The sequence below is a fragment of the Oleisolibacter albus genome (genome assembly GCF_003336875.1).
Taxonomy (GTDB): Bacteria; Pseudomonadota; Alphaproteobacteria; order Azospirillales; family Azospirillaceae; genus Niveispirillum; species Niveispirillum album.
On the sequence record NZ_QGNJ01000009.1, the window covers coordinates 148,098 to 171,797 of the forward strand.

23 protein-coding genes are annotated in these 23,700 nt (G+C 68.5%); 14 read left to right on the forward strand and 9 right to left on the reverse strand.

What is annotated here, in order from left to right; translation table 11 throughout:
* Positions 1-332 precede the first annotated feature (332 nt).
* Entirely contained in the window at positions 333-1,307 is a 975-nt protein-coding gene (locus DK368_RS13940) for a ParA family protein (protein ID WP_114394563.1), read from the forward strand.
* The gene (locus DK368_RS13945) at positions 1,304-2,173 is read left to right on the forward strand and encodes an SIR2 family protein (protein ID WP_114394564.1); all 870 of its coding nucleotides are present in this window, start codon (positions 1,304-1,306) and stop codon (positions 2,171-2,173) included. Before DK368_RS13940 ends, DK368_RS13945 begins: the two co-directional genes overlap by 4 nt.
* A gap of 317 nt (positions 2,174-2,490) precedes the next feature.
* Here the strand turns inward: DK368_RS13945 and fumC are convergent, their stop codons facing one another.
* A complete protein-coding gene (fumC, locus tag DK368_RS13950; protein ID WP_114394565.1) occupies positions 2,491-3,885 on the reverse strand; it encodes a class II fumarate hydratase in 1,395 nt (464 codons plus the stop codon).
* A gap of 226 nt (positions 3,886-4,111) precedes the next feature.
* Here fumC and DK368_RS13955 point away from each other — a divergent pair, with 226 nt between their 5' ends.
* The 3 genes from DK368_RS13955 (at position 4,112) to DK368_RS13960 (ending at position 5,743) form a co-directional block, all read left to right on the forward strand.
* Entirely contained in the window at positions 4,112-4,639 is a 528-nt protein-coding gene (locus tag DK368_RS13955) for a hypothetical protein (protein WP_114394566.1), read from the forward strand.
* Positions 4,640-5,012: 373 nt separating this feature from the next.
* Entirely contained in the window at positions 5,013-5,168 is a 156-nt protein-coding gene (locus DK368_RS21430; protein ID WP_155524578.1) for a hypothetical protein, read from the forward strand.
* Between the two features lie 56 nt (positions 5,169-5,224).
* Entirely contained in the window at positions 5,225-5,743 is a 519-nt protein-coding gene (locus DK368_RS13960) for a hypothetical protein (RefSeq protein ID WP_114394567.1), read from the forward strand.
* Between the two features lie 35 nt (positions 5,744-5,778).
* Here DK368_RS13960 and DK368_RS13965 read toward each other — a convergent pair whose 3' ends face one another.
* The 5 genes from DK368_RS13965 to DK368_RS13985 form a co-directional block, all read right to left on the reverse strand.
* Complete coding sequence (locus tag DK368_RS13965) at positions 5,779-6,792, reverse strand: AIM24 family protein (RefSeq protein WP_114394568.1); 1,014 nt, start codon at positions 6,790-6,792, stop codon at positions 5,779-5,781.
* A gap of 106 nt (positions 6,793-6,898) precedes the next feature.
* Positions 6,899-7,519: a tellurite resistance TerB family protein gene (locus DK368_RS13970; RefSeq protein ID WP_114394569.1), complete on the reverse strand. Its 621-nt coding sequence runs from the start codon at positions 7,517-7,519 to the stop codon at positions 6,899-6,901.
* A 122-nt stretch (positions 7,520-7,641) separates the two neighbouring features.
* Positions 7,642-8,688, reverse strand: coding sequence for a YeeE/YedE thiosulfate transporter family protein (locus DK368_RS13975; protein WP_155524579.1), 1,047 nt, complete (start codon positions 8,686-8,688; stop codon positions 7,642-7,644).
* 78 nt (positions 8,689-8,766) lie between these two features.
* A complete protein-coding gene (locus tag DK368_RS13980) occupies positions 8,767-10,116 on the reverse strand; it encodes a hypothetical protein (protein ID WP_155524580.1) in 1,350 nt (449 codons plus the stop codon).
* A gap of 140 nt (positions 10,117-10,256) precedes the next feature.
* The gene (locus DK368_RS13985; protein WP_114394572.1) at positions 10,257-13,994 is read right to left on the reverse strand and encodes a hydantoinase B/oxoprolinase family protein; all 3,738 of its coding nucleotides are present in this window, start codon (positions 13,992-13,994) and stop codon (positions 10,257-10,259) included.
* Between the two features lie 191 nt (positions 13,995-14,185).
* Here DK368_RS13985 and DK368_RS13990 point away from each other — a divergent pair, with 191 nt between their 5' ends.
* The 6 genes from DK368_RS13990 to DK368_RS14015 all read left to right on the forward strand — a co-directional run bounded on the left by DK368_RS13990 (position 14,186) and on the right by DK368_RS14015 (position 16,794).
* The gene (locus tag DK368_RS13990; RefSeq protein ID WP_114394573.1) at positions 14,186-14,620 is read left to right on the forward strand and encodes a hypothetical protein; all 435 of its coding nucleotides are present in this window, start codon (positions 14,186-14,188) and stop codon (positions 14,618-14,620) included.
* Between the two features lie 63 nt (positions 14,621-14,683).
* On the forward strand, positions 14,684-15,103 hold the full coding sequence (locus DK368_RS13995; protein ID WP_155524581.1) for a hypothetical protein: 420 nt from the start codon (positions 14,684-14,686) through the stop codon (positions 15,101-15,103).
* 106 nt (positions 15,104-15,209) lie between these two features.
* Positions 15,210-15,578 (forward strand): RebB family R body protein, encoded by a 369-nt coding sequence (locus tag DK368_RS14000; protein ID WP_114394575.1) that lies wholly within the window; start codon positions 15,210-15,212, stop codon positions 15,576-15,578.
* 98 nt (positions 15,579-15,676) lie between these two features.
* Positions 15,677-16,057 carry a RebB family R body protein gene (locus DK368_RS14005; RefSeq protein WP_162306033.1) on the forward strand — a complete coding sequence of 127 codons (381 nt, stop codon included), beginning with the start codon at positions 15,677-15,679 and terminating at the stop codon, positions 16,055-16,057.
* Between the two features lie 90 nt (positions 16,058-16,147).
* The gene (locus DK368_RS14010; RefSeq protein ID WP_114394577.1) at positions 16,148-16,411 is read left to right on the forward strand and encodes a RebB family R body protein; all 264 of its coding nucleotides are present in this window, start codon (positions 16,148-16,150) and stop codon (positions 16,409-16,411) included.
* Positions 16,412-16,452: 41 nt separating this feature from the next.
* The gene (locus DK368_RS14015) at positions 16,453-16,794 is read left to right on the forward strand and encodes a type 2 periplasmic-binding domain-containing protein (protein ID WP_114394578.1); all 342 of its coding nucleotides are present in this window, start codon (positions 16,453-16,455) and stop codon (positions 16,792-16,794) included.
* A 106-nt stretch (positions 16,795-16,900) separates the two neighbouring features.
* Here the strand turns inward: DK368_RS14015 and DK368_RS14020 are convergent, their stop codons facing one another.
* Both DK368_RS14020 and DK368_RS21660 read right to left on the reverse strand, forming a co-directional pair.
* Positions 16,901-17,560, reverse strand: coding sequence for an RNA polymerase sigma factor (locus tag DK368_RS14020; RefSeq protein ID WP_162306034.1), 660 nt, complete (start codon positions 17,558-17,560; stop codon positions 16,901-16,903).
* Between the two features lie 523 nt (positions 17,561-18,083).
* Complete coding sequence (locus DK368_RS21660; RefSeq protein WP_162306035.1) at positions 18,084-18,632, reverse strand: GNAT family N-acetyltransferase; 549 nt, start codon at positions 18,630-18,632, stop codon at positions 18,084-18,086.
* A gap of 294 nt (positions 18,633-18,926) precedes the next feature.
* Between DK368_RS21660 and DK368_RS14030 the strand changes: the two genes are divergently transcribed.
* Both DK368_RS14030 and DK368_RS14035 read left to right on the forward strand, forming a co-directional pair.
* Positions 18,927-19,706, forward strand: coding sequence for a TerB family tellurite resistance protein (locus tag DK368_RS14030; protein WP_114394580.1), 780 nt, complete (start codon positions 18,927-18,929; stop codon positions 19,704-19,706).
* Between the two features lie 87 nt (positions 19,707-19,793).
* Positions 19,794-21,593 (forward strand): ABC-F family ATP-binding cassette domain-containing protein, encoded by a 1,800-nt coding sequence (locus DK368_RS14035; protein ID WP_114394581.1) that lies wholly within the window; start codon positions 19,794-19,796, stop codon positions 21,591-21,593.
* A gap of 46 nt (positions 21,594-21,639) precedes the next feature.
* Here DK368_RS14035 and DK368_RS14040 read toward each other — a convergent pair whose 3' ends face one another.
* Positions 21,640-22,542 carry an endonuclease/exonuclease/phosphatase family protein gene (locus DK368_RS14040; protein ID WP_205028231.1) on the reverse strand — a complete coding sequence of 301 codons (903 nt, stop codon included), beginning with the start codon at positions 22,540-22,542 and terminating at the stop codon, positions 21,640-21,642.
* A gap of 276 nt (positions 22,543-22,818) precedes the next feature.
* Here DK368_RS14040 and DK368_RS14045 point away from each other — a divergent pair, with 276 nt between their 5' ends.
* Positions 22,819-23,691 carry a DMT family transporter gene (locus DK368_RS14045; protein WP_114394583.1) on the forward strand — a complete coding sequence of 291 codons (873 nt, stop codon included), beginning with the start codon at positions 22,819-22,821 and terminating at the stop codon, positions 23,689-23,691.
* Positions 23,692-23,700 lie beyond the last annotated feature (9 nt).

Consider the following 23,700-nt stretch of genomic DNA (forward strand, 5'->3'; position numbering starts at 1 on the left):
CACCTCCCCGGTGCCGCTGTCCAGGTGGGTGGGGGGGATGGCGATGTCGATGACGATCAGGTGGACCCGCCATTGAAGGGAGGTCTGGCGTCAGTTTATCGGCCGAAAACGGACGGACGGATTTCGGGCAGTTCGAGAGAAAAACAGCCATATTCTAGTGTTTATCAGAGCTCCGTTTGACCAACAGAGAACAGCAAGGAGGGGATTCCCGGTTTGCGCTCTGTCGCGACCGTTCTACACGATTGCCTAATCCCCAATAATCAGACATCATCTATGATGATTAATTTGACAGGCTTGAGTCAGGGTTCGACCGTCTACGTTGGGAGGTTCGTGTGCGATCAGTCGCGTTTTTTAATAATAAGGGAGGCGTTGGAAAGACAACACTCCTGTGCAATGTAGCCGCCTGTATTGCTACATATTATAAAAAGTCAGTTTGTGTAGTAGACGCAGACCCACAATGCAATGCAACTCAATATTTTTTTGACGATAACGCAGTAAATGAACTATATTCAAGCGACGATTCTTTTACAATATACAAAATCCTGGAGCCACTTTCATTGGGCGATGGATATAATGAAAAAATAGAATTAAAAAGGGCTCCGAGGTTCAATGTAGATGTTCTACCGGGCGACCCCCGCCTCGCGCTCACTGAAGATTTATTAGCCAGAGATTGGGGGGACGCGCGCGCAGGCGAAGTTCGAGGCATTAGAACAAGTCTTGCTTTTTCCGAAATGCTCGCAAAACTTAGCAGCTACGACTATGTGTTATTTGACGTCAGCCCGTCGCTTGGTGCGATTAATAGATCGATTATGCTTAGCTCTGATTATTTCATGAGCCCAGTATCTCTTGATATTTTCTCACTTAAGGCATTTGAAAATATTGCCCATTGGATTGATGGGTGGTGGACAGAGTGGGAAAATGGTCTTCGCAATTCTCGCCGCCCCCAATCCATACCGCAACTTCCGTATTCAAAACCACAGTTTATCGGTTATGTTACACAAAGTTATCTTGCTAAGCGCGACAAGGAAGGTCAACGCAGAGCCGTTCAGGCATATGAACACATTCGTCAAAAAATTGATAATATAATTATTAGCACAAATATTGCTCCGCAGCTTGGCGGAAAAAACTTGGAAATTGGTACGGTACCTAATTTATTTAGCTTAGTACCTATGTCTCAATCAAATCACACCCCGATCTTTGGGCTGAATGCGAGTGACGGCGTCGTTGGTGCGCATTTCGCAAAAGTCAAGGATGCTCTTGAAATCTTCAAGAACGTCTCCAGTGGTTTTCTGGAGCGCACCAAATGAGTATAGACTGGTCAGAGGTTGCCTCGGATTTGGCGCGTCGGCGCGCCGTGCTGGTAATAGGCAGTGGAATTTCCCGTCATTCTGTAGGAAAAGACGGAAAGCGCCCTCCTTTATGGCGCGAATTTCTTGTCCGAGCCGCCGAAGATTGCCCGACTAAAGACAATATCAATGTCATTCAAGAAGCATTGGACACCGGCGACTACCTACATGCTTGCGAGTGGCTGAAGAAGAGATGGGATTCGCGCTGGGTGAAATATCTCAGGGATACGTTTTCGACCCCAGGCTATGCGGCCGCAGAAATACATGATCAAATTTTGAAACTGGACGGTAGAATTGTTTTTACTCTTAACTTTGATGGCATATATGAACGCCATGCCGATAATATTCACAGAGGCTCGCACATTGTTAAAAACTACTACGATGAAGATGTGGAAGAATTTTTACGAGGCAATGGCCGATATATAGTAAAAGTACACGGGAATCTTGACAATACGTTAAAATTAATTTTTACTCAGCAGGATTATTCAAAGGCAAGAATTTATAATGCAGCGTTCTATCAAGCTTTTGATGCCGCGCTTCTGTCTCATACCTTTATTTTTCTGGGCTGCGGCATACATGATCCGGATATTAATCTTTTGCTTGAGAACCAAAATTTTCGGTATCAAGAGCACGCTCCCCATTTTTTTGTAACCTCTACTGGATTAAGCAATGAAAGAAAGCGGTCTTTACGGGAAAATAGGAACCTAAAGGTTTTAGAATATGACCCCATTGATGCCAATCACAGCGGGCTGGTGGAAGAGCTTAAGCTTTTAAATTCTATTGTTGAGACTGAGAGATATCATTTGGCCAACACCACAAATTGGTAAAGCGAAATAATTACGCGAGGGATATTACAAAGAAAATTCAATAGAACAGCCGTCTTTCTATCCTATGAGATCCAAACCGCCCCCATGCACAGCCCCCCCTTGGTCGCTGTCACGCGAACGATCCTTTGCTGGCCTACTCCACATCTGTCGGGAAATGTGTATGCACACTGGAAATCCTGACGGGCTGTGTGCCGGACGGTTTTCCGGACACGACGTTTGTCGCAGTGCCCGCCGACGGGTCGTCCATCCGAGTGGTGGAAAGACGGGGGTGGAGAGCGGACACGCCCCCACAAACCAACCACCCTTGTCTTCCCCCCTCACCCCGGCCGGATCATGTCGGCCGGGTTGACCCAGGCCTTGAACTGGTCCTCGGTCAGCAGGCCCAGCTCGATGCCGGCCTGCACCAGGGTGGTGCCGTCCTTATGGGCCTTCTTGGCGATCTTCGCGGCGTTGTCATAGCCGATATGGGGGTTGAGGGCGGTGACCAGCATCAGGCTGTCCTGCACCAGCCGCTCGATGCGGGCGCGGTTGGCCTCGATGCCGACCACGCACTTGTCGGTGAAGCTGCGGCTGGCGTCGGCCAGCAGCCGGATCGACTGCAACAGGTTGTAGATCAGCACCGGCTTGAACACGTTCAGTTCGAAATGCCCGGTGGCGCCGGCATAGGTGATGGTGACATGGTTGCCCATGACCTGGGCACAGACCATGGTCATGGCCTCGCTCTGGGTCGGGTTGACCTTGCCCGGCATGATCGAGCTGCCCGGCTCGTTCTCCGGCAGGCTGATCTCGCCGATGCCGCAGCGCGGGCCGCTGCCCAGCAGGCGGATGTCGTTGGCAATCTTCATCAGCGACGTGGCCAGCGTGTTCATCACGCCCGAGGCCTCGACGATGCTGTCATGGGCGGCCAGCGCCTCGAACTTGTTGGGCGCGGTGACGAAGGGCAGCCCGGTGATGTCGGCCACCCGGTCGGCGAAGGCCACGTCGAATCCGCGGCTGGCGTTGAGGCCGGTGCCCACCGCCGTGCCGCCCTGGGCCAGCCGCAGCAGCGCCGGCAGCACCGCCTTGGCCCGCGCGATGCCATAGGCCACCTGCTGGGCATAGCCGGAGAATTCCTGGCCCAGCGTCAGCGGCGTGGCATCCTGAAGATGGGTGCGGCCGATCTTCACGATGTCGGCGAAGGCGTGCGCCTTGGCGTCCAGCGCCCCGTGCAGCTGTTCCAGCGCCGGGATCAGGGCATGGTGGATCTGCTCGGCCGCGGCGATGTGCATGGCCGTGGGATAGCTGTCGTTGGAGGACTGGCCGCGGTTGACATGGTCGTTGGGGTGGACCGGCGTCTTCGAGCCCATCTCGCCGCCCAGCAGCTCGATGGCGCGGTTGGCGATGACCTCGTTGGCGTTCATGTTGGTCTGGGTGCCGGACCCGGTCTGCCACACCACCAGCGGGAAATGGTCGATCAGCGTGCCGTCGATGACCTCGTCGGCCGCCTGGGCGATGGCGGCGCCCAGCGCCGGGTCCAGGGCGCCCAGCGCCATGTTGGCCTGGGCCGCCGCCTTCTTCACGATGCCCAGCGCCCGCACCAGCGGCGCCGGCATGCGCTCGCCGCCGATCCTGAAGTTCTGCAGCGACCGCTGCGTCTGCGCCCCCCAGTACCGGTCCGCCGGCACCTCGATCGGGCCGAAGCTGTCGGTTTCGATACGGGTCGTCTGGGCCATGGCACCATCTCCGCACAGAGGGGGGACCCGGCCGGACGGCCGGTGCGGCGGGCATGGTGTGACCATACGGCGCCGCGCGCAAGAACCGCGGGAACCTTTGCCCCCTCCGGGTGTCATACACAGGGGCCGGGTGTCATGCCCAGGGACCGGGTGCCCTGCACAGGGGACCGGAGCCGGCGGGGTCCGGCCTGCGGACGGCACGGCGCACCAACCGGGGGGATGGTCGATGGTCCAGCGGGACGACCGGGCGGCACGGAACCGGATCGCATGGCGGCGGCCCGCCGGGCCGGCCCTCTGCCTGTCCCTCTGCCAGTCCCTCCTCTGCCTGTCCCTGGCCGCCCCGCCGCCGGCCCAGGCGCGGGAGCGGGCGGCCCACCCCGTCACGCCCACCGCCATGCCCCCCGCCGCCCACCCCGCCACGGCCCCCGCCCCCGCGAAGCCCGCGGCGGCCAGAGCGAAGCCCGGCCAGCCGGTGCGGCTGGACCTGCTGCCCATCCCCGGCACCCGCGGGCCGGAGGCCCCCGACCTCCGCCTCGGCGGCGAGCCGGCGCGCCCGCGTGAGGATGAGAGCGACGGCGCCCTGTCCGGGTCGGCCAACACCCTGATCGGTGAGACCCAGGTGGATATGGGCTGGGGCGTGCACGGCGATTCCCTGAACTTCAAGGCCCAGACCGGCGGCCTGCCCCTGCGTTTCGACAGCCGGCTGGATGTGGGCGACCGCACGCTGCGCGTCGGCCTGGCCCTGCCCTTCTGATGGGCCGTCTCTGATGGGCCGCCCTGCCGCCCCGCCCCGCCGCCGGCCTGATGCCGCGCACCTCTCCCGGCCCTGCGCAGGGTCCTGCGCAGGGACAGGCGCGAGTCGGGGCGGACACCGCGGCCAGGGCAGGACCCCGGCCCCGGACCCGGCCGGCCGGACCCGTGCGTCCGGGCTGGCGACTCCGCCCGCGGCCCCGCCGAGGCGCCATGCGTGGCCCCCGCCACATTTCCGTCACAGCCCTGGAGTGGTATTTTCCATCCAAGCGGCGGCGTGGTCTTTACGCCGCCGTTACGATTCTGCTTTAGCTTGATGGTGGTCACCACCCGGCCGCCGCCCAGCCCCGCAACAGACAGCATCCCCCAGACCTGCGATGTCGACCTCCCGCCTCTACGTGCTCCCGCTGCTGATCCTCTGCGCCCTGTCGGTTCTGTCCGTGCTGGCCGCCGCCGTGGCCGACCAGCCGGTCGAATATGGCGGCTACCGCATCAACGAGATCCCGGCGGACCCCGCCGCCCCCGACCGCTGACGGCCCGCGCGGCGGCCATCCTCCGCGGATGGCAACCGCGGCGCACGGGGACGGCCATGCCTTCCGCCCTTCGGCTTTCCGGTCTCTGTCTGCTCACGGCCCTGCTCGCCGGCTGCGCCGCCGGTCCCGCCACTGGCCCCGCCACAGGCTCCGCCGCCGACTCGTCCGCCCCTTCCGGGGGCCGCAGCCGGCAGGCGGCGCTGCTGCCGCCGCCGGTGCTGCGGGTGACGCCCGCCTTCGCCCAGTACCCGCCCTATCTCCTGGTCAAGGGGCCGGGGCCGGCGCCCGATCTGTCCAGCCATCCCCAGGCCGCGCGCTACCGCACCCGACTGGCCGAGGCGGCGCAGCGCGGGCCGGCCTTCGCCGGCCATCTGGCCGTGGCCCACTGGCCCTGCGGCCCCACCTGCCGGCAATGGGCCTTCGTCGATGCCCGGGACGGGCGCGTGCTGCTGGGGCCGCAGACGCGCGGCGGCGCCCGCTTCGACCGCGACAGCCGCCTGTTCATCGCCGATGCCGACGGCCAGCCCCGCTACTTCGTCTGGACGGGGACGGCGCTGCAGCCCATGCAGGGCTGAGGCCGTCCACCCCGGACGTCGGCGCCCCCGGCACCTCAGTCCCGGTTGCCCATGACCAGATTGCCCAGCGGCCCCAGCGCGCTGCCCTCGCCCTTGCTGCCGCCGGGGGCGGCGGCGCTCAGCATGCGGCCGGCCAGACGCGAGAAGGGCAGGCTCTGGATCCAGACCCGGCCGGGGCCGCGCAGCGTGGCGAAGAACAGGCCCTCGCCGCCGAACAGCACCGACTTCACGCCACCCACCTGCACCAGATCGAACTCCACCTCCGGCGTCAGCGCCGCCAGGCAGCCCGTGTCCACATGCAGCACCTCGCCGGGGCGCAGGGTGCGCTCGACCACGCTGCCGCCCACATGCACGAACACCCAGCCGTCGCCCTCCAGCTTCTGCATGATGAAGCCCTCGCCGCCGAACAGGCCGGTCAGGATGCGGCGCTGGAACTGGATGCCCACCGACACGCCCTTGGCCGCGGCCAGGAAACTGTCCTTCTGGCAGATCAGCCGGCCGCCCAGGTCCGACAGCCTCAGGGCCAGGATGGTGCCGGGATAGGGGGCGGCGAAGGCCACCCGTCCCTTGCCGCCGCCATGATAGGTGAAGACCGTGGTGAACAGGCTCTCGCCGGTGATGACGCGCTTGCCGGCTCCGATCAGCTTGTCCAGGAAGCCGCCGCCGGCGCCGCCGGTCGAGCCGTCGCCGAAGATGGTGGTCATCTCGATGGCCGCGTCCTTGTAGACCATGGCCCCCGCCTCGGCCACGGCGCTCTCGCCATGGTCGAGTTCGACCTCGACGAACTGCATCTCCTGGCCATAGATCTTGAAGTCGATCTCATCGGCCCGGCCGCGGCGCATGCCGGCGGTGGGCGGCGGCGGCAGGGGCATGCCGGCGCCGGGACCGGCATCGGCACAAAGCTCGGCCACGGCCTTGACCGGCAGCCATTCCGGCTGCCCGGTGCGCCAGCAATAGGCGTCGGGATTCTGGCGGGCAAAATCCAGTGCGGCCTGACCTTCCAGCGGCCCGACCTGCTTGGTGGAGGTGTGGAAGAACCATTGGATCATGGGTGTCGTCCCCGTCGGCTGGTGTTTGTTCTGGGTTTCTGTCCCGGCTTTCTGTCCCGGCTTTCCTGCCCCCGGTGTCCGCCGCGGACCCGCGTGCGGGGGCGGATCAGACGGCGCCGGCCTCGGCCAGCCGCGCCTCGATCTCGGCCACGGCATCGGCATCCAGCCCCAGCCGCCCGGCCAGCCTGACCAGATAGGCCTGCTCGGCCGGCGTGTCGGGATCGATGGCCAGACGCGAGGCGGCATAGACCTCCACCGCGGTGGCGCGGTCGCGCACCTGCGCCACCAGCCCGTCCGGATCGGCCGGGGCCGCCAGCATCCGCTCCAGCGCGGCGCGTTCGGCGGGGCCGGCCCCGGCGCGGTCGAGATGGTCCAGCAGCGCCGCGCGTTCCGCCGCGTCCAGGGTCCCGTCGGCCTTGGCCGCCGTCACCATGGCCAGCAGCAGCAGCTCCGCCGGAACCGCCCGGCCCGGCGGCACGCCCGGAAAGGGCGGCGGCACGGCGGCGGCACCGGGGAAGGGCGGCGGCACGCCCCCCGCCTGCGCGGCCGGCTCCGCCGCCGCGGCGCCGGGCGGCCGCCCGCGGAAATGCTCATAGGCGGCGATGCCGATGCCGGCCAGCAGCATCAGCCCGTCCTTGGAGAAGGCGGCGCGGCGGGCAGCCTGTCCCATGCCCTTGCGCGACAGCCCCGATTGCAGCAGCACGCCCACCAGGCGCTCGACATCCATTCCCGCCCCCCCGGCTGGTTGTCCGCACAGGCCCCATTATACGCCGGAACCACGCCCCTGTCCTCCTCCCCCAAGGAGGCGGCCCGGTCAGCGGGCGGGAACCGGTCGCCGCCGCCCGGGGCTCAGCCCGGCCGGGCGATCCGCCCCGGCTTGGCGTCCGCCCCCTGCCCCGTCCCGGCCGGATGCCGCGACCGGTTGACACCCATGCCCAGCAGCCGCTTGCCCCCCAGCACCAGGGCCGCTCCGGCCAGGATGGCCAGATAGCCCGGCACGGCATGGGCGGCCAGGGCCGGCAGGCTGTGCAGCACCAGCACGTCGTTGCCGCCATAGGCCAGGGCGCCCCCGGCCCCCATGGCGGTGCCGCCGCACAGGCAGCGCAGCGCCCGGGCCGGGGCGAAGCGCAGGCCGCGGCGGCCGGCCAGCCGCGCCGCGGTGCCGCCCCCGGCCAGCACCGCCAGCATCAGCACCAGCACGGCCCAGCCCGGCAGCCCGTCCGGCGACACCGGCTGGCCCAGCAGGCGCGGCAGCAGGCTGGTGTACATCCAGGGTCCGTGCAGGGCATAGAGCGTGCCGCCGGCCACACCGATGATGGCGGTGGCGGCGAACGGGTTCCAGGCCGGGCGGGTCCAGGCATCGCGCCAGGCCCGGTGCCGGATCAGCTTGGCCATCAGCATGGCGCCGAACCAGACCAGCACCAGCACCAGCAGCGCCGACCAGACATGGGGCCGGTCGAACGGGCTCAGCCGGTCCAGCTTCGGCACCTCCGCCGCCAGCCCGCGCCACTGGGCCAGGCCCAGCAGCCCCAGCCCCAGGCCCAGCGCCGTGGCCAGATGCGACAGGTCACCGGCGGAACAGCGGCTCAAGGTGCTGAAGGCGCAGCCGCGGTTGATGGCCGCCCCGGCCCCGAACAGCAATCCGCCCAGCAGCAGCGACCCGCTGACCGGCAGGCTGTAGGCCAGATCGGCCCCCTCCGGGTTCAGCCAGTGCAGCGGCACCGTCACCGCCGCCACCCACAGCGAACAGGCCAGGATCGACAGCAGATGCCGCGCGCCCTTCCCCGTCATCAGGTCGTTGACGGCGGCCACGGCGCAGATCGACCCCTTCTGCGCCGCCATGCCCGCAGCGAAGGCCAGCGGCAGCGACAGCACCAGCAGCAGCACAGCGGACACCGCATCCCTCCCGTTCCTCCGTTGCGCAGGGAAGAACAGGCGGCGGCCGGCCGCCGTCCCCGGCCGGCCTCTCCACCGTCACACCGTCAGGTCCAGCCGTGCGTCGAAGCGCACATCGTCGACGCGGCCCCGGCGGCCGTCGGCACGCTCGAACTGACCGCGGGCGATGGTCTCGCCGCCGGTGGTGGGCTCGCGCAAGGCCACCACCGCGTCCAGGCGGATACGGACGATGCCCTGTTCGGCCAGACTCCAGCTGCGGCCGTCACCGTCCAGCAGGATCAGCCGGGTGAAGACGCTGTCGCCGGCGTCGATGGCGCGGTCGCCATTGTCGTCATAGCGGGCCAGTTCCTCGAAGCCGTTGGCCGCCCCGTTCTGGTCGCCGAACAGCTCGGTGCCGTTGTCGATCCGGCCGTTGCCATTGCGGTCCAGCGCCAGCAGGGCGTCGCTGCTGCCGGTCCAGGCCGTGGCGTCCAGCCGCCCGTCCCCGTCGATGTCGAAGATCTTGCCGGGGGCCACCGTCTCCACGCCGTCGCCGTCGAGATCCAGGATCAGCGGGTCGGTCTTCTGCTGGTTCAGGCCGATGGCGAACAGGCTGGTTTCCGCACGCACGCTGATGGACTGCACGGAGACGGCCAGCGACACCCCTTCCGCACTGCGGCTGACCTGAAGGTCCAGCTGGCGGAACTCCACCTGGGTCACAAGGGTCGTCCTCTGCATCTCCAATCCCAGGGCCAGCCCCGGGGGCAGATCCAGCGACGGCCCGCCGCCGGTCAGGGCCTTCAGCTTCAGCAGCGGCCCGCTCTGCCGGGCCAGCGCCGTGGCCTCCCGCTCGGAGAAGCCCTGGGCGCGGAAGACATCGCCCATCTGGGCCGACAGGGCGTCGATGGCCTTGAACACCTGCTGCATCGGATCGTCGAGAATACGCTGCAACGCCGCCACGGCATCCCTGGCCGCGTCCGCCAGACCACCGGCCAGACCACCGGCCGGATTGCCGGCCTGGTCGCTGGCTTGATTGCCGGTCTGGCTGGCTGCCGCCGCGGTGCCTGCCGGGGCACCCCCGGCAAGCGCACTGGCCGACATCTGCAGGGCCTCCGCCGTCAGGCGGACCTCATCCCATTGCGCACCGGCCGCGCGGCCGGACGTGCTGGAGAGTGAAAACTGTGTCGCTGTAAGGCGGGAGGCGGTCAGGCCGGCTGCCGAGATGCCGCCGCCGGAGAGTCCGGTTCCGGAAAGGCCGCCCCCGGAAACACCGGTGGCCGAGACGCTGCTGGCCGAAAGACTGGTGGCCGAAAGACTGGTGGCCGAGACCCGTCTGGCTGACAGGCCGGCCACAGAGAGGCTGGAGAGGGAAAGGCTGGTGGCCGAAAAGCTGGACGCCGAGAGGCGCGCAGCCGACGGGCCGTAGCCCGCAAGCGCTTGGATCGTCATGGCATGCCCCGTTTGTGGCGCCGGCCCACCCGCCCCCGACGGGAAACCGCCGCCTGGACGAACAGGACGGCGACCGCGACGGACAGTCCGGCATGGCCGTTTTCGGCCATGCACCAGCCTACCATATCCGGACGATAGATCTACTGATGATTGCGCGGCCGGCCCGGATCTCCCACGGCGCCGAACCCGCCGCCGCCCGGCGTTTCCACCACGAACACGTCGCCGGGTCCCATCTCGACCCGGGCGGTGCTGCCCAGCACCTCCACCCGCCCGTCGGCCCGCTCCACCCGCGCCGCGCCCACCTGCCCCGCCCCCCCGCCCTCCAGCCCGAAGGGCGGCACCCGCCGGTGGTTGGCCAGGATGGCGGCGGTCATCGGCTCCAGGAAGCGCAGGCGCCGCACCACCCCGTCGCCGCCGCGCCGGCGCCCGGCGCCGCCAGAGCCTTTACGGATGCGGAACGACTCCAGCAGCACGGGGAAGCGCCATTCCAGCACCTCCGGATCGGTCAGGCGGGAATTGGTCATGTGGGTGTGGACGGCGTCGGTGCCGTCGAAATCCGGCCCGGCCCCGGCCCCGCCGCAGATGGTCTCGTAATACTGGTGGCGGTCATTGCCGAAGGTCAGGTTGTTCATGGTGCCCTGGGCCGCCGCCAGCACCCCCAGCGCCCCGTAGAGGGCGTTGGTCACGGCCTGGCTGACCTCGACATTGCCGGCGACCACGGCGGCCGGCGGCCGCGGATTGAGCATGGAGCCGTCGGGGATGATGATCTCCAGCGGCTTCAGACAGCCATCATTCAGCGGGATGTCCTGGTCGACCAGCGTGCGGAAGACATACAGCACGGCGGCGCGGGTGATGCTGGCCGGGGCGTTGAAATTGCCGGGCTGCTGCGGGCTGCTGCCGCTGAAATCGATGCGGGCGGCGCGTCTGGCGCGGTCGATGCCGATGCGCACCCGCACCCGGGCGCCGCTGTCCATCTCCAGGTCGAAGGCGCCGTCCTTCAGCACCCCGATGACGCGGCGCACCTGCTCCTCGGCATTGTCCTGCACATGGCCCATATAGGCCTGCACCGTGGCCAGACCGAACTGGTCCACCATGGCCAGCAGCTCCGCCGCCCCGCGGGCGTTGGCCGCCACCTGGGCGCGCAGGTCGCCCAGATTCTGCGCGATGGTGCGGGCGGGATAGGGGCCGGCGGACAGCAGGTCCACCACCGCCTGCTCGCGCAGCCGCCCCCCCTCCACCAGCAGCACATCGTCGATGAGAATGCCCTCCTGCCCGATCTCCGTGCTGTCCGGCGGCATGGAGCCGGGGGTGATGCCGCCGATATCGGCATGGTGGCCGCGGCTGGCCACCCAGAACAGGAGTTCGGCCCCGGCCCGGTCGAACACCGGCGTCACCACGGTGACATCGGGCAGATGCGTGCCGCCGCGATAGGGGTTGTTCAGCATGACGGCGTCGCCGGGGCGCAGGGTCCCGGCCCGGCTGGCGATCACCGCGCGCACGCTGTCGCCCATGCTGCCCAGATGCACCGGGATGTGCGGGGCGTTGGCGATCAGCCCGCCCGCACGGTCGAACAGGGCGCAGGAGAAGTCCAGCCGCTCCTTGATGTTGACGGAATGGGCCGTGTTCTCCAGCGCCAGCCCCATCTGCTCGGCGATGGACATGAACAGGTTGTTGAACACCTCCAGCAGGATGGGATCGGCCACCGCCGGACTGGCTTCTGCCGGATCCGCCCCGGCCCGGCCGGGCAGCGGCTCGACCCGCGCCAGCACCAGCCCGCCGGCCGGCGTCACCCGGGCCTGCCAACCCGGCTCCACCACCGTGGTGGCCGTGGGCTCGCGCAGGATGGCGGGGCCGTCCACCCGCACCCCCGGCGCCAGCAGGGTGCGGTCATGGACCGGCGTCTCCCGCCAGGCCCCGGCCATATACACCGGCACGCGGGCCAGCGGCGCCGGTGCCGCCCCGGCGCCGCCCGGCCCCGCCATCGGCGCGGCCATCTGGCCCAGGGCTGGACCCGCCGGCCCGTGCGTGACCTGATCCGCCGCCTGTCCCACCGCCTCCACCGTCAGCGCCTCCACCACCAGCGCCCGCTCCGGCAGATCGAAGCCGAAGCGCTGGCGGTGGGCGGCGGCGAAGTCCCGGCGCAGATCGGCCTCGCTGCCGAACGGCACCTCCAGCGCCGCATCGGTGCTGGCCACCTTGATCCGGACGCGGACGGCGGCGCGGGCCGCCGGCACGCCCTGCTCCGCCAGTTCGGCCGCGGCCTCGCCGCCCAGCCGGGCCGCCAGCCGCTCCAGCTCGGGCAGCAGCGCCGCGTCCAGCGTGCGCTCCACCGCGCCCTCGCGCAGCGCCGCCAGATCGGCCAGCCCCATGCCATAGGCCGACAGCACGCCCGCCAGCGGATGCAGATGCACCAGGGTCATGCCCAGCGCATCGGCCACCAGACAGGCATGCTGGCCGCCGGCCCCGCCGAAGCAGGCCAGGGCGTAGCGGGTGACATCATAGCCGCGCTGGACGGAGATGCGCTTGATGGCCTGGGCCATGGATTCCACGGCGATGGTCAGGAAGCCGGCGGCCAGGGCCTCCGGCGTCAGGCTGCGGCCGGTGGCGGCCGCCACCTCGGCCGCCAGGGCGGCGAAGCGCTCCCGCACCACGTCGGTGTCCAGCGGCTGGTCGCCGCCGGGTCCGAACAGGGCGGGGAAGAAGGCCGGCTGCAGCTTGCCGGTCAGCACATTGCAGTCGGTCACCGTCAGCGGGCCGCCGCGCCGGTAGCAGGCCGGGCCGGGATCGGCCCCGGCGCTTTCCGGCCCCACCCGCAGCTTGGCCCCGTCGAAGCGGCAGATGCTGCCGCCGCCGGCCGCCACCGTATGGATGCGCAGCATGGGCACGCGCAGCCGCACCCCGGCCACCACCGTCTCCACGCTGCGCTCATACTGTCCGGCGTAATGGCTGACATCGGTGGAGGTGCCGCCCATGTCGAAGCCGATGATGCGGTCGAAGCCCTCGGCCTCGGCCGTGCGCACGCAGCCGACGATGCCGCCGGCCGGGCCGGACAGGATGGCATCGCGGCCCTGGAAATGGTCGGCCCGGGTCAGCCCGCCGTTGGACTGCATGAAATAGAGCGGCACCCCCGGCAGGTCTGCCGCCACCTGCTCCACATAGCGGCGCAGCACCGGCGACAGATAGGCGTCGGCCACCGTGGTGTCGCCGCGGCCCACATATTTCATCAGCGGGCTGACCACATGGCTGACCGAGATCTGGGTGAAGCCCACGGCGCGGGCCAGCGCGGCCACGGCCTGCTCATGGGCCGGCCAGCGGTAGCCGTGCAGGAAGATGATGGCGCAGGCGCGCAGGCCCGCCGCATGGGCCGCGCGCAGCCCCTGCTCCGCCGCCGCCAGATCGACCGGCGTCAGCACCTCGCCCTGCGCCGTCACCCGCTCCGGCACCTCCAGCACGCGGGCATAGAGCTGGTCCGGCAGGACGATGCGGCGGGCGAAGATGTCGGGCCGCGCCTGATAGCCGATGCGCAGCTGGTCGCCGGACCCGGCCGTGGTCACCAGCAGCGTCGGCGCGCCCTTGCGTTCCAGCAGGGCGTTGGTGGCCACGGTGGTGCCCATGCGCACGGCGGCGATGCGCCCGGCCGGCACCGGCGCGTCCGGCGCCAGCCCCAGCAGGTCGCGGATGCCCTGCACCGCGGCGTCGCGGTACCGTCCGGGATTCTCCGACAGCAGCTTGTGCGTCCGCAGCGTCCCGTCGGGCCGGCGGGCGACGATGTCGGTGAAGGTGCCGCCGCGGTCGATCCAGAACTGCCAGCGCCCGCTCCCGTCCGCCGCCGCCATTCCCGCCGCGATCACGCCCGCCGCCATCACGCCCTCCGCCATCACGCCCCCGCCATCCTGCGTGCCTGCGCCCCGCCCTGCGCTCCGGCCGGGTCCGACACTGCCGCCCGAGTGTGCCGGGCCGCAGCCGCCGGGTAAATGCCGGCGGCACGCCGGAGACTTCACGTTTTCCCGCTTGGGCCGTCTTCCCAGGAGCAGTTCCCGTTTCCGGGACACGCCGAAGGAGCGCCGCCATGCTGGAAGACAAGACCCACCCCGAGAACCACGACGCGCTCGGCCCGGGACCGGCGCGGCCGAGCGAGCCGCCGCCGGAAGAGGCCGGCCCCGGCCCCGCGCTGCCGCCTGAAGCCGCGCGGCCCGGGACCCCCATCGCCCCGCCCGACGATCCCGTCGTCGGCCTGTCCGACTGGATGGTGCGGCTGGCGCCGGAGGTGGCCTCCAGCATCGAGATGTTGAGCACCGCCCAGGCCCGCGGCCTGGCCGTGCTGCAGAACACCCGGCAGATGCAGGAGCAGGGCATGCTGGATCTGGCCAGCTATGTGCTGCAGCAGAAGCGCGCCATCCTGGAGCAGACCCGCCGCATGCAGCGGGCGCCGCTGCCGGTGACGGTGAAAGCGCGCATCGACGCGCTGACCGACCACATCCTGCGCCAGATGGACGACCATTGACCAGGGCCGCACCGCCGGCCCCGGAGCCGGCGGCACAGCCAGCCGTAAGAAGGACGCACGCGCATGTCAGACGGCACGGACACCGTTGACACGGGGGAGGCGGCAGCATTGCCCGCACCGCCGCCTTCGCTCCCACCTCCGCCCCCACCCAAGGACCCGCTGGTGGCTCTGGCCGAGCTGCTGCTGATCCTGTCGCCGGTCTGGACCGCCGCGCTGGAGCGCATGGCCCTGTTCCATCCCGGCGGCCCGGTCCAGCCGCCGGCCGCGGGTCCGCAGTCGGCCCAGGCCCGGGCCATGGTCGAGCTGTTCAATCTGGCCGTCCTGCTGGAACGGGCCACCGCCCGCAGGCCGCCCCGGATCGGGCCGCGCCGGCTGAAGCGCCCGGCCGATCCCGCCGCAACCCGCATGAAGATGATGGCCCTGGGCAACCAGATCCAGGCGCTGCTGCCGGCCCAGGCCGCCCCCGCGCCGCGCAAGTCGTAAAAATCGCTCTCTTTTCTCGTCTCGGCTTCACAAATCACCGCAAGGATCGTCCTTGAATTGTGCGGATCGGCCGCACAATCCATGAGCTAGGATCAGGAGACACCCCATGCCGTCCACCATTTCCATCGACGACTCCACCGTTGCCGTTGGCGGCGGCCGCGTCGCCCCGCAGGTGACCGACGCCGTGACCCAGGCCAACGTCAAGGTGCTGGGCGATGCCCCGGCCATGGCCATGGGCCTGGTCTATCAGACCATGGCCCAGTCCACCGGCCTGGCCTTCCAGAACGCCGTCGCCGCCCAGCAGCAGATGAACGCCACGGCCCAGGCGGCCACGGTGCAGGGCATCAACCAGCTCTACAGCTTCGACACCATCTCCACCGGCGTGGCCGACAGCGAGGTCGCCAACGCCAACCTGCCGGAGATCATGTCGTCGCTGTTGGCGGTGGTGCAGGCCTTCCAGAAGTCCGGCAGCTGATCCACGCAGGTGCGGAGCTGGCGACGGGCATGGCGTCAGGCCATGCCCGTCCTTCCCGTCGGTCCGGTTAAGGGAACAGGGCGATGAATACAGTCAGCGTGAGTGACGCAATACAGACCGTGGACCCGGCCATCACCGCGGCGATCGCGGATGTGGGCGTGCAGACCCTGGCCGTGGCGCCCACCATGGCCCAGGGTGAACTGGCCCTCAGCGGTGCCGGCAGCACCGGCCTCGCCTTCAGCCAGTCTGTCGGCCACCAGCAGCGCATGGATGCGGTGGCGCAGGCCGCGACGACACAAGGATTGACCATGCTTCTCGCGGCGCGTCCGGTCCCGCGCCTTGCCCCGGAGGTCAAGACCATGCAAACCAAACGTACACCGGCACCGGTGGTGACCGTGCTGCTGGAACTGCTGCTGGTGCTGGTCCAGAAGAAGAAGCCGAAGAAGGACAAATCGGACATCGTCATCACCATCGTCTGAACGGGATCCGCCCGGACTGGTCCCAGGGACATTCCCGGAGAACAGGCCGGCCCCTGTCCGTCCTTGTGAGCCCCTTGCACGAGGTCCCCTATGGCCGATGACGGCAGTACAACGACGGCGGTGGTGACGGCTCCCCCTGTCCGGGTCGACCCGGCCATCGTCGAGGCCATCGCCAATGCCAACATGAAGGTCATGGGCGACAGCCCGATCGTCGCCGTCAGCGTGGTCTACCAGTCGCTGGCCACCGCCATCAGCATCTGCCTGCAGAATGCCGCCGTGAACCAGCAGAACATCATCAACATCGCCAATGCCTCCACCGGCGTGATCACGCAGAAGATCACGGCCATGGCCTAGGACTGCACGGCACAGCGCGGATGGACGACGGAGAAGCCGCCATGTCCAGCATCGACGGGGAAATCCTCGACAGCATCACCGCCTCGCAGCAGGTGACCATCGCGGACTCGCGTGAAAACGCGCTGGCCCAGTCCTACGCCTATGTGGCCCAGTCCACGGCCATGGCCGTCCAGAACGGCAACACCTATCTGCAGCAGGTGGAAACCCTGTGCATCGCCGCGCTGGGCGTCGTGCTCAGCAAGATGGTGCAGAACCCGGCCACGGCCGAGCTGTGGGCCCCCGTCATCCCCCAGGTCATGTCCCCGGTGGCCACGGCCACGACGCAGTGGGGCGCCATCGGCACCACCGCGGCCGACATCGCCAAGACCTATCCCTCAAGCTGAACCGGCATCCGGCCACGAAAGAAGCCGCCGGCGGTGGCCGGCGGCTTGTGGTTTTCGACGCGCGGACAGGCGCGGGCGGACCGGAACGCGCGGGACCGGCCGGATCTCAGAAGCGCCGGTCCACCACGCTGCGCAGCACTGTGCGCGCCAGCTGCACGCGTTTGCGGGCATTGGCGTTGCTGATGCCCAGGGCCTGGGCGATTCTCTCATAATCCAGGCCCTGTTCCATGCGCATCAGAAAGGGCTGGCGCAGCTGCATGGGCAGGGCCTCGATGGCCCGGGCCAGGGTCGCGGCCAGTTCCCGGCGCAGCAGGATGTCCTCCGGCGATTGGACGGTCGGCATCCAGGGGAGACCGTCCTCCTCCGGAAGATTGTCCAGATCCACGTCCGTCATCCAGAGATCGTTGCGCTGACGCCCGCGGTACAGATCCATGCAGGCATTGTGGGCGGCGCGGCGCAGATAGGCCAGGCTGTTGACCACGGGCTGGCTGCCGCCACGGGTAAACTGGACGAAGTTCAGGATGGCTGTGTTGGTGGCATCCTCGGCATCGGCGGTGTGGCCGCGCATCAGCCGCAGGCATTGCAGATAGATGGTGTGGCGGTGCGCCTCGCCGATCGGCGTCACCGTCGCGTCGGCGGCCGGACGCGCCTTGGCCGGTTCCGCCGCCGCGGACCGGGACGGAGCGGCCGCAGCCTCCCCCGCCCCGCCGGCCGGCTGCACGGCAGGGTTGACCGCGGCGATGTCCACCGGAATGTCGGACGCCATTGCCGGCAGACCGGACTTCTTGCCGAACGTCCGTTGCCACCAGTTCCGAAAGGGCAGCGCCCCTTCACGTGGGGCAGACTCCTCCTGCTCGGCAAAACACGGGTTTTGCCGCTCATCGATGACCAGCGGGTGCATAGGTGGTCCTTTTCTCTGCGCCGCCGGTGGTAAACGGCGGGGAATGAAGAACTGCCCCTTGGTGCTATGACTTGGATATTTCGCGGTACATCCCCAGGACGGTTAAAATCCGCCGCTGTGAACCAAAAAAGAGAAATTTTTCTGGGAACCCATCCCGGAATAGACGGTCCGGCAGCCCTGCACGCAATCATGCATACTGTAGGATTTACCGTTCAGCCTGCACGGTGATGAAAAAGGCACGCAGCATTGTGCCCATCGCGGGCGCAGGATCAGCGCACGCCCACACCTATCACGCGTTCATGTCCGATATGTTTCCGGGATGCATGCGCCGTATCGCCGGCGCGTCCACGACACGGGACGGACGGGCGCCGCCCCCCTGCGCCCGCCGTCAGGCGGCGCGGCCCTGGCCCAGCCGGTCCAGCAACACGGCCATGGGCAGGGTGCCCCGGTCCATGGCTTCCTCCACCAGGGTAAAGGGGGTGGCCAGCGGCAGGTCGATGGTGCTGGTCACCTCGCCCATCTCATACTCCAGCCGGCCCAGCAGCCGGCGGGCGATGGCCTGCATGCGCCGGTTGTCGCCCAGGCACAGCATGGACAGGCGGCGGACGCCGCGGTTGCGGGCCAGGATCAGCAGCCGCGCCACCAGGGTCTTGCCCAGCCCCTGGCCCTGGAACGCCGTCTCCACGCTGACGGCCAGTTCGGCCGCGCCGCCATAGGCCTGTTCCCGCCGCAGTTCCACCGCCGCCCGCACCTCGCCATCGACCAGGGCGGCCAGGATCTCCGACCGGGTCCAGTCGATGCGCTTGACATGCGCCAGCACCGCCTCGTCCGCCAGGGCGCCCATGAAGCGGGCGCGCCGGTCGGCCGCGGACAGGCGCAGCAGGTGGGCGGCATAGCGCCATTGTTCGGCGGGGGTGAGGCAACGATAGACGGTCATGGCTTTGTCGGCTCCCGGGACCCGGACCACGATCCTGACACGGAACGATTTATTGCAGGTGCACAGTCCACACTTCGCACTGCAACAGGATAACGTTTGCGCTGCAACATGGTTCATTCCGCGCGAAAGGGGAAGGCATGGCAGCCCTGCACAAACATACTCTGGCATGCAGCCCGATGGTGGCCGCACCCGCTGCTGGCGGCACGGGGCCGGCGGGTCTATGGTGGCCGCGGCCGGCCAGAGGGAGTCGGTCAAACGGGGCCGGGCGCACGCGGCCGGGAGCGACGGAACGCAATGAGCATCTGGGGCAAGATCGTCGGCGGGGCCGCGGGTTTCGCCATCGGCGGGCCGCTGGGGGCGCTGATCGGCGCCCTGGCCGGCCATGCGGTGGACGAGATGCGCGACAGTGCCAGCCCGCAGGCCCGGGATGAGCATGGCCGCCCCGACCAGACCCAGAGCATCGCCTTCACCGTCGGCGTCATCGCGCTGGGCGCCAAGATGGCCAAGGCCGACGGTATCGTCCACCGGGTGGAGGTGGATGCCTTCAAGCGCGTCTTCCGTGTGCCGGCGGAGGAGATGCGCAATGTCGGCCGGCTGTTCGATCTGGCCAAGCGCGACACCGCCGGATTCGATACTTATGCCCGCCAGCTGGCCGGCATGTTCAAGGACCGCCGGGCCGTGCTGGAGGAACTGCTGGGCGGGCTGTTCCACATCGCCACCGCCGACGGCGTCATCGACCCGGCGGAGTTGCGCTTCCTGCGCGCCGTCTCCGACATTTTCGGCTTCCCGCCCGAGGAGTTCGAGCAGGTGCGCCGCATCCATGGCGGCGACCGCACCGGGCTGGCCGATCCGCTGGACGATCCCTATGCCGTGCTGGGGCTGCCCCCCGGCGCCAGCCTGGACCAGGCCAAGGCCGCCTGGCGCCGGCTGGCGCGGGAGAACCACCCCGACCTGCTGGTCGCCCAGGGCATGCCGCAGGAATTCATCGATCTGGCCCAGGAAAAGATGGCGGCCATCAACGCCGCCTGGGACCGCATCGAAAAGGCCCACCGCGCCCCCGCCGACGGGCGCTGAGACCCGGCGGCGCCGGAGCCCTGTTTACGCTCGCCACCCACTTGCTCTAAATGCTGGCGACCCGTCCGCAGTGAAAGTTCGCCGGCCATGGCCCTTCCTCCCCCGCTCGTCGCGCTGAACGGCGCCCAGGTTCATCTGGGTGCCACCGTGCTGTTCCAGGACGTGACCCTGTCCATCGGCCGCGGTGACAAGGTCTGTCTGGTCGGCCGCAATGGCAGCGGCAAGAGCACGCTGCTGAAATGCCTGGCCGGGGAGATCGAGCTGGACGAGGGCGAGCGCTTCGTCCAGCCCGGCGCCCGCATCGCCTATCTGGCCCAGGAGCCGGATTTCAGCCGCTACGCCACCGTGGCCGACTTCGTGGCCGGCGGCCAGGCCGAGCCCCAGGCCTACCGGGTGGAGGCGGTGCTGACCGCCATGGATCTGGCCCCGGACCGGGCCTGTGCCACCCTGTCGGGCGGCGAATCCCGCCGCGCGGCCCTGGCCCGCGCCCTGGTGGACGAGCCGGACGTGCTGCTGCTGGACGAGCCGACCAACCATCTGGACATCGCCACCATCGAATATCTGGAGCGCGAGCTTCAGGGCTTCCGCGGCGGGCTGCTGGTCATCAGCCATGACCGCCGCTTCCTGCAGAACCTGTCCAAGCGCCTGTTCTGGCTGGACCGCGGCACAATGCGCGAGACCGAGCGCCCCTTCGACCAGTTCGAGGCCTGGCGCGACGAGGTCTTCGCCGAGGAGGAGGCCGCCTGGCACAAGCAGGACCAGAAGATCAAGGCCGAGCTGAAATGGATGTGGGAGGGCGGCATCAGCGCCCGCCGCACCCGCAATATGGGCCGCGTGCGCCGCTTGCAGGACATGCGGGCCGAGCGGCTGACGCGCAGCCGCGCCCGGCAGGTCAATCTCGGCATCGCCGAGGCCGATGTCTCGGGCAAGCTGGTGATCGAGGCCGAACATCTGGCCAAGGCCTTCGGCGGCCGCACCATCATCCGCGATTTCTCCACCCGCATCCTGCGCGGGGACCGCGTCGGTGTCATCGGCCCCAACGGCGCCGGCAAGAGCACGCTGCTGAAGATGCTGATCGGCGAGCTGGAGCCGGATGGCGGCAGCGTGCGCCGCGGCACCAACCTGGAAACCATCGTCTTCGACCAGCGCCGGGCCCAGCTCGACCCCGACTCCACCCTGCGCCAGGTGCTGCTGCCCGAAGGCGGCGACAATATCTGGGTCGGCGGTAAGCCGCGGCACATCGCCAGCTATCTCAAGGATTTCCTGTTCGCCCCCGCGATGATGGACCAGCCGGTGCGGGCGCTGTCGGGCGGCGAGCGCAACCGGCTGCTGCTGGCCAAGCTGTTCGCCCGGCCCAGCAACCTCATGGTGCTGGACGAGCCGACCAACGACCTGGACATCGACACGCTGGACCTGCTGGAGGAGGTGCTGGGCGATTACGAGGGCACGCTGCTGCTGGTCAGCCATGACCGCGATTTCCTCGACCGGCTGGTGACCAGCACCATCGCCGTGGAGGGCGATGGCGAGGCCACGGAATATGCCGGCGGCTACAGCGACTATCTGGTGCAGCGCAAGGCCGCGGCCGAACCGGCTGCCGCCGCCGCCAGACCCGCCGCCCGCACCGCCGAACCGGCGGCGCCCAAGGCCAAGAAGAAGCTGAGCTTCAAGGAGAACCGCGAGCTGGAGGAGCTGCCGGCCCGCATGGCCGCGCTGGAAAAGACCATCAAGACCCAGGAGGCCCGGCTGGCCGACCCCAGCCTCTACGCCAAGGACCCCAAGGCCGTGACCAAGGCCGGCGAGGACCTGCACAAGGCCCAGGCCGAGCTGGCCGCCGCCGAGGAACGCTGGCTGGAGCTGGAAACGCTGAAGGCCGAGCTGGAGGGCTGATCCTTCCCCGGAAGCCGCCCTCCCCCATGAGGGTGGTCAAGGCCCCTCACTCCCCCTGGCGCTGCAGGTCGGCCACCACCGGGAAATGGTCGGAGATGACCTGGCCCTGGATGCTGTCGGTCAGGGTGGCGAAGCGCACCGCCGCCAGCCCGGCGCCGATGAGGATATGGTCCAGCGCCGGTCCGGTCTGGCGGATGTCGAAATCGTTGAAGGTCCCGTCCGGCCCGAACACCACGGGGCTGACGCGGCGGGCATCGGCCATGGCCGATGCCAGCAGCCGGTAGGCCCCGCCCCCGGCATCGCTGTTGAAATCGCCCAGCACGATGAGGCGGGCGCCGGCCGCGGCCGGCATGGCCAGCACCTGCCGGGCGCAGTCGCTGCGGGCCCGGTCGCTGACATTGTCGAAATGGACGTTGCGCACGTCATAGAGCGCCCCCGACGACCGGTCCGTCAGCAGCAGCCGGGTGATGGTGCGCGGCGACCCGGCCCCCTCGGCCTTGCTGGGCCGGTCGGGCGTGGCCGAGCACCATTGGGTTTCGGCCTGTACCAGCGCGAAGCGGGCGCGGCTGTAGAAGATGGCCGTGCTCTCGCCCCGCTCCCCGCCATCCGCCCCCCGGCCATCGCGCCCCTGGCCGTAATGGTCATAGCCGGGCAGGCCGGCGGCCAGCGCCGTCAGCATGTGCGGCAGCGCCTCCTGCACGCCCAGGATGTCCGGGGCGGTGAAGCGGATCTGGTCCAGCATCGGCCCCTGCCGCTGCGCCCAGCCCGGCCGGTCGTCGGGATTGTCGTAGCGGATATTGTAGCTCATCACCCGCACCGGCCCGGCCAAGGAACCGCCAGAGGCACCGGCCACCGGCCCCTCGGCCGCCACGGCCGCCACGGCCAGGCCGGCCACGCTCACCAGCAGGGCCGCCAGCAGCAGCCCGGAGCGGAAACACCGTTTCATCATCCCATCCCGCGATCAGCGACAACCGGCCCTGGGGTCCGGCCCCGGGGCTTAAGCGCCATACAGACGCATGTCCATGCTGTCGCGGAAACTTAATGTTCCCGGCCGGCGCGGGCCGAGCACCGGTCGGGCTCACGCCCACTTCTGCAAGATCGTTTGGTCATCATCATCCCCCGGCTGTCTGCCATGCGCCGGTCCGGGTCCGGACGGGCTTGCCGCCGGACCGGGTCTTCCGCCATAGACGGACTCCCTCCGTTCCCCGACCGCTCCCGGTTTCCCATGACCCCGCTCCACGCGCTGCAGGCCCTGGCCGTCATGGCCATCTGGGGCTTCAATTTCGTGATCGCCAAGCTGGTGATGGCGGAGCTGTCGCCGCTGCTGCTGATGGCGCTGCGCTTCGGGCTGGTGGCGCTGGTGCTTCTGCCCTTCGCCCGCGTGCCCTGGGGGTCGTTCCGGCCGCTGCTGGCCTATGCCGTGGTCATGGGCGGCCTCCATTTCCCCCTGGTCTTTTCCGGGGTCAAGGGCATCGGCGCCAGCACCGGCAGCATCGTCATCCAGTTGCAGGTGCCCTTCGCCTCGCTGCTGGCCATGCTGTTCTTCAAGGACCGGCTGGGCTGGCGCCGGGCGCTGGGCATGGCCGTGTCCTTTTCCGGTGTGGCCGTCATCGCCGGGGTGCCGCAGGACAATCTCAGCCTGCCGCATGTGTTCATGGTCGTGGCCGCGGCCCTGGCCTTCGCCTTTTCCAACATCCAGCTGAAATGGCTGGGCAATGTGGACTGGAAGACGCTGAACGCCTACATGGCGCTGTTCGCGGTGCCGCAGCTGCTGGGCCTGTCGCTGCTGCTGGAGCAGGACCAGCTGCAGCAGATCCGGGCCATGTCCGGCCAGGCCATGCTGTGCCTTCTTTATCTCAGCCTGATGGCGACCATTGTCGCCTATGCCTTCTGGTATCCGCTGGTGAAGCGCTACGATGTCAACCAGACCATCCCCTTCCTGATGCTGGTGCCGCTGTTCGGCGTCGGCGGCGGGGTCGCCCTGCTGGGCGAGCCGGTCACTTGGCAGCTGGTCGTCGGCGGCCTGCTGACGGTCGGCGGCGTCGGCGTCATCATCCTGCGGCGGCCCCGCTACACGCCGGGGCGCAGCACCACCTGAGTCTCCACC

What these genes read in the sequence shown, in the direction of transcription:
- DK368_RS14040 (WP_205028231.1), bottom strand. Translation starts at nt 22,542, where the DNA reads ATGATGAAACGGTGTTTCCGCTCCGGGCTGCTGCTGGCGGCCCTGCTG.
- DK368_RS13955 (WP_114394566.1), top strand. Translation starts at nt 4,112, where the DNA reads ATGGTCCAGCGGGACGACCGGGCGGCACGGAACCGGATCGCATGGCGG.
- DK368_RS13960 (WP_114394567.1), top strand. Translation starts at nt 5,225, where the DNA reads ATGCCTTCCGCCCTTCGGCTTTCCGGTCTCTGTCTGCTCACGGCCCTG.
- DK368_RS14000 (WP_114394575.1), top strand. Translation starts at nt 15,210, where the DNA reads ATGCCGTCCACCATTTCCATCGACGACTCCACCGTTGCCGTTGGCGGC.
- DK368_RS13990 (WP_114394573.1), top strand. Translation starts at nt 14,186, where the DNA reads ATGCTGGAAGACAAGACCCACCCCGAGAACCACGACGCGCTCGGCCCG.
- DK368_RS14010 (WP_114394577.1), top strand. Translation starts at nt 16,148, where the DNA reads ATGGCCGATGACGGCAGTACAACGACGGCGGTGGTGACGGCTCCCCCT.
- DK368_RS14015 (WP_114394578.1), top strand. Translation starts at nt 16,453, where the DNA reads ATGTCCAGCATCGACGGGGAAATCCTCGACAGCATCACCGCCTCGCAG.
- DK368_RS13970 (WP_114394569.1), bottom strand. Translation starts at nt 7,519, where the DNA reads ATGGATGTCGAGCGCCTGGTGGGCGTGCTGCTGCAATCGGGGCTGTCG.
- DK368_RS14020 (WP_162306034.1), bottom strand. Translation starts at nt 17,560, where the DNA reads ATGGCGTCCGACATTCCGGTGGACATCGCCGCGGTCAACCCTGCCGTG.
- DK368_RS14045 (WP_114394583.1), top strand. Translation starts at nt 22,819, where the DNA reads ATGACCCCGCTCCACGCGCTGCAGGCCCTGGCCGTCATGGCCATCTGG.
- DK368_RS13985 (WP_114394572.1), bottom strand. Translation starts at nt 13,994, where the DNA reads ATGGCGGAGGGCGTGATGGCGGCGGGCGTGATCGCGGCGGGAATGGCG.
- fumC (WP_114394565.1), bottom strand. Translation starts at nt 3,885, where the DNA reads ATGGCCCAGACGACCCGTATCGAAACCGACAGCTTCGGCCCGATCGAG.
- DK368_RS14035 (WP_114394581.1), top strand. Translation starts at nt 19,794, where the DNA reads ATGGCCCTTCCTCCCCCGCTCGTCGCGCTGAACGGCGCCCAGGTTCAT.
- DK368_RS21430 (WP_155524578.1), top strand. Translation starts at nt 5,013, where the DNA reads ATGTCGACCTCCCGCCTCTACGTGCTCCCGCTGCTGATCCTCTGCGCC.
- DK368_RS14030 (WP_114394580.1), top strand. Translation starts at nt 18,927, where the DNA reads ATGAGCATCTGGGGCAAGATCGTCGGCGGGGCCGCGGGTTTCGCCATC.
- DK368_RS13995 (WP_155524581.1), top strand. Translation starts at nt 14,684, where the DNA reads ATGTCAGACGGCACGGACACCGTTGACACGGGGGAGGCGGCAGCATTG.
- DK368_RS21660 (WP_162306035.1), bottom strand. Translation starts at nt 18,632, where the DNA reads ATGACCGTCTATCGTTGCCTCACCCCCGCCGAACAATGGCGCTATGCC.
- DK368_RS13945 (WP_114394564.1), top strand. Translation starts at nt 1,304, where the DNA reads ATGAGTATAGACTGGTCAGAGGTTGCCTCGGATTTGGCGCGTCGGCGC.
- DK368_RS13980 (WP_155524580.1), bottom strand. Translation starts at nt 10,116, where the DNA reads ATGACGATCCAAGCGCTTGCGGGCTACGGCCCGTCGGCTGCGCGCCTC.
- DK368_RS13965 (WP_114394568.1), bottom strand. Translation starts at nt 6,792, where the DNA reads ATGATCCAATGGTTCTTCCACACCTCCACCAAGCAGGTCGGGCCGCTG.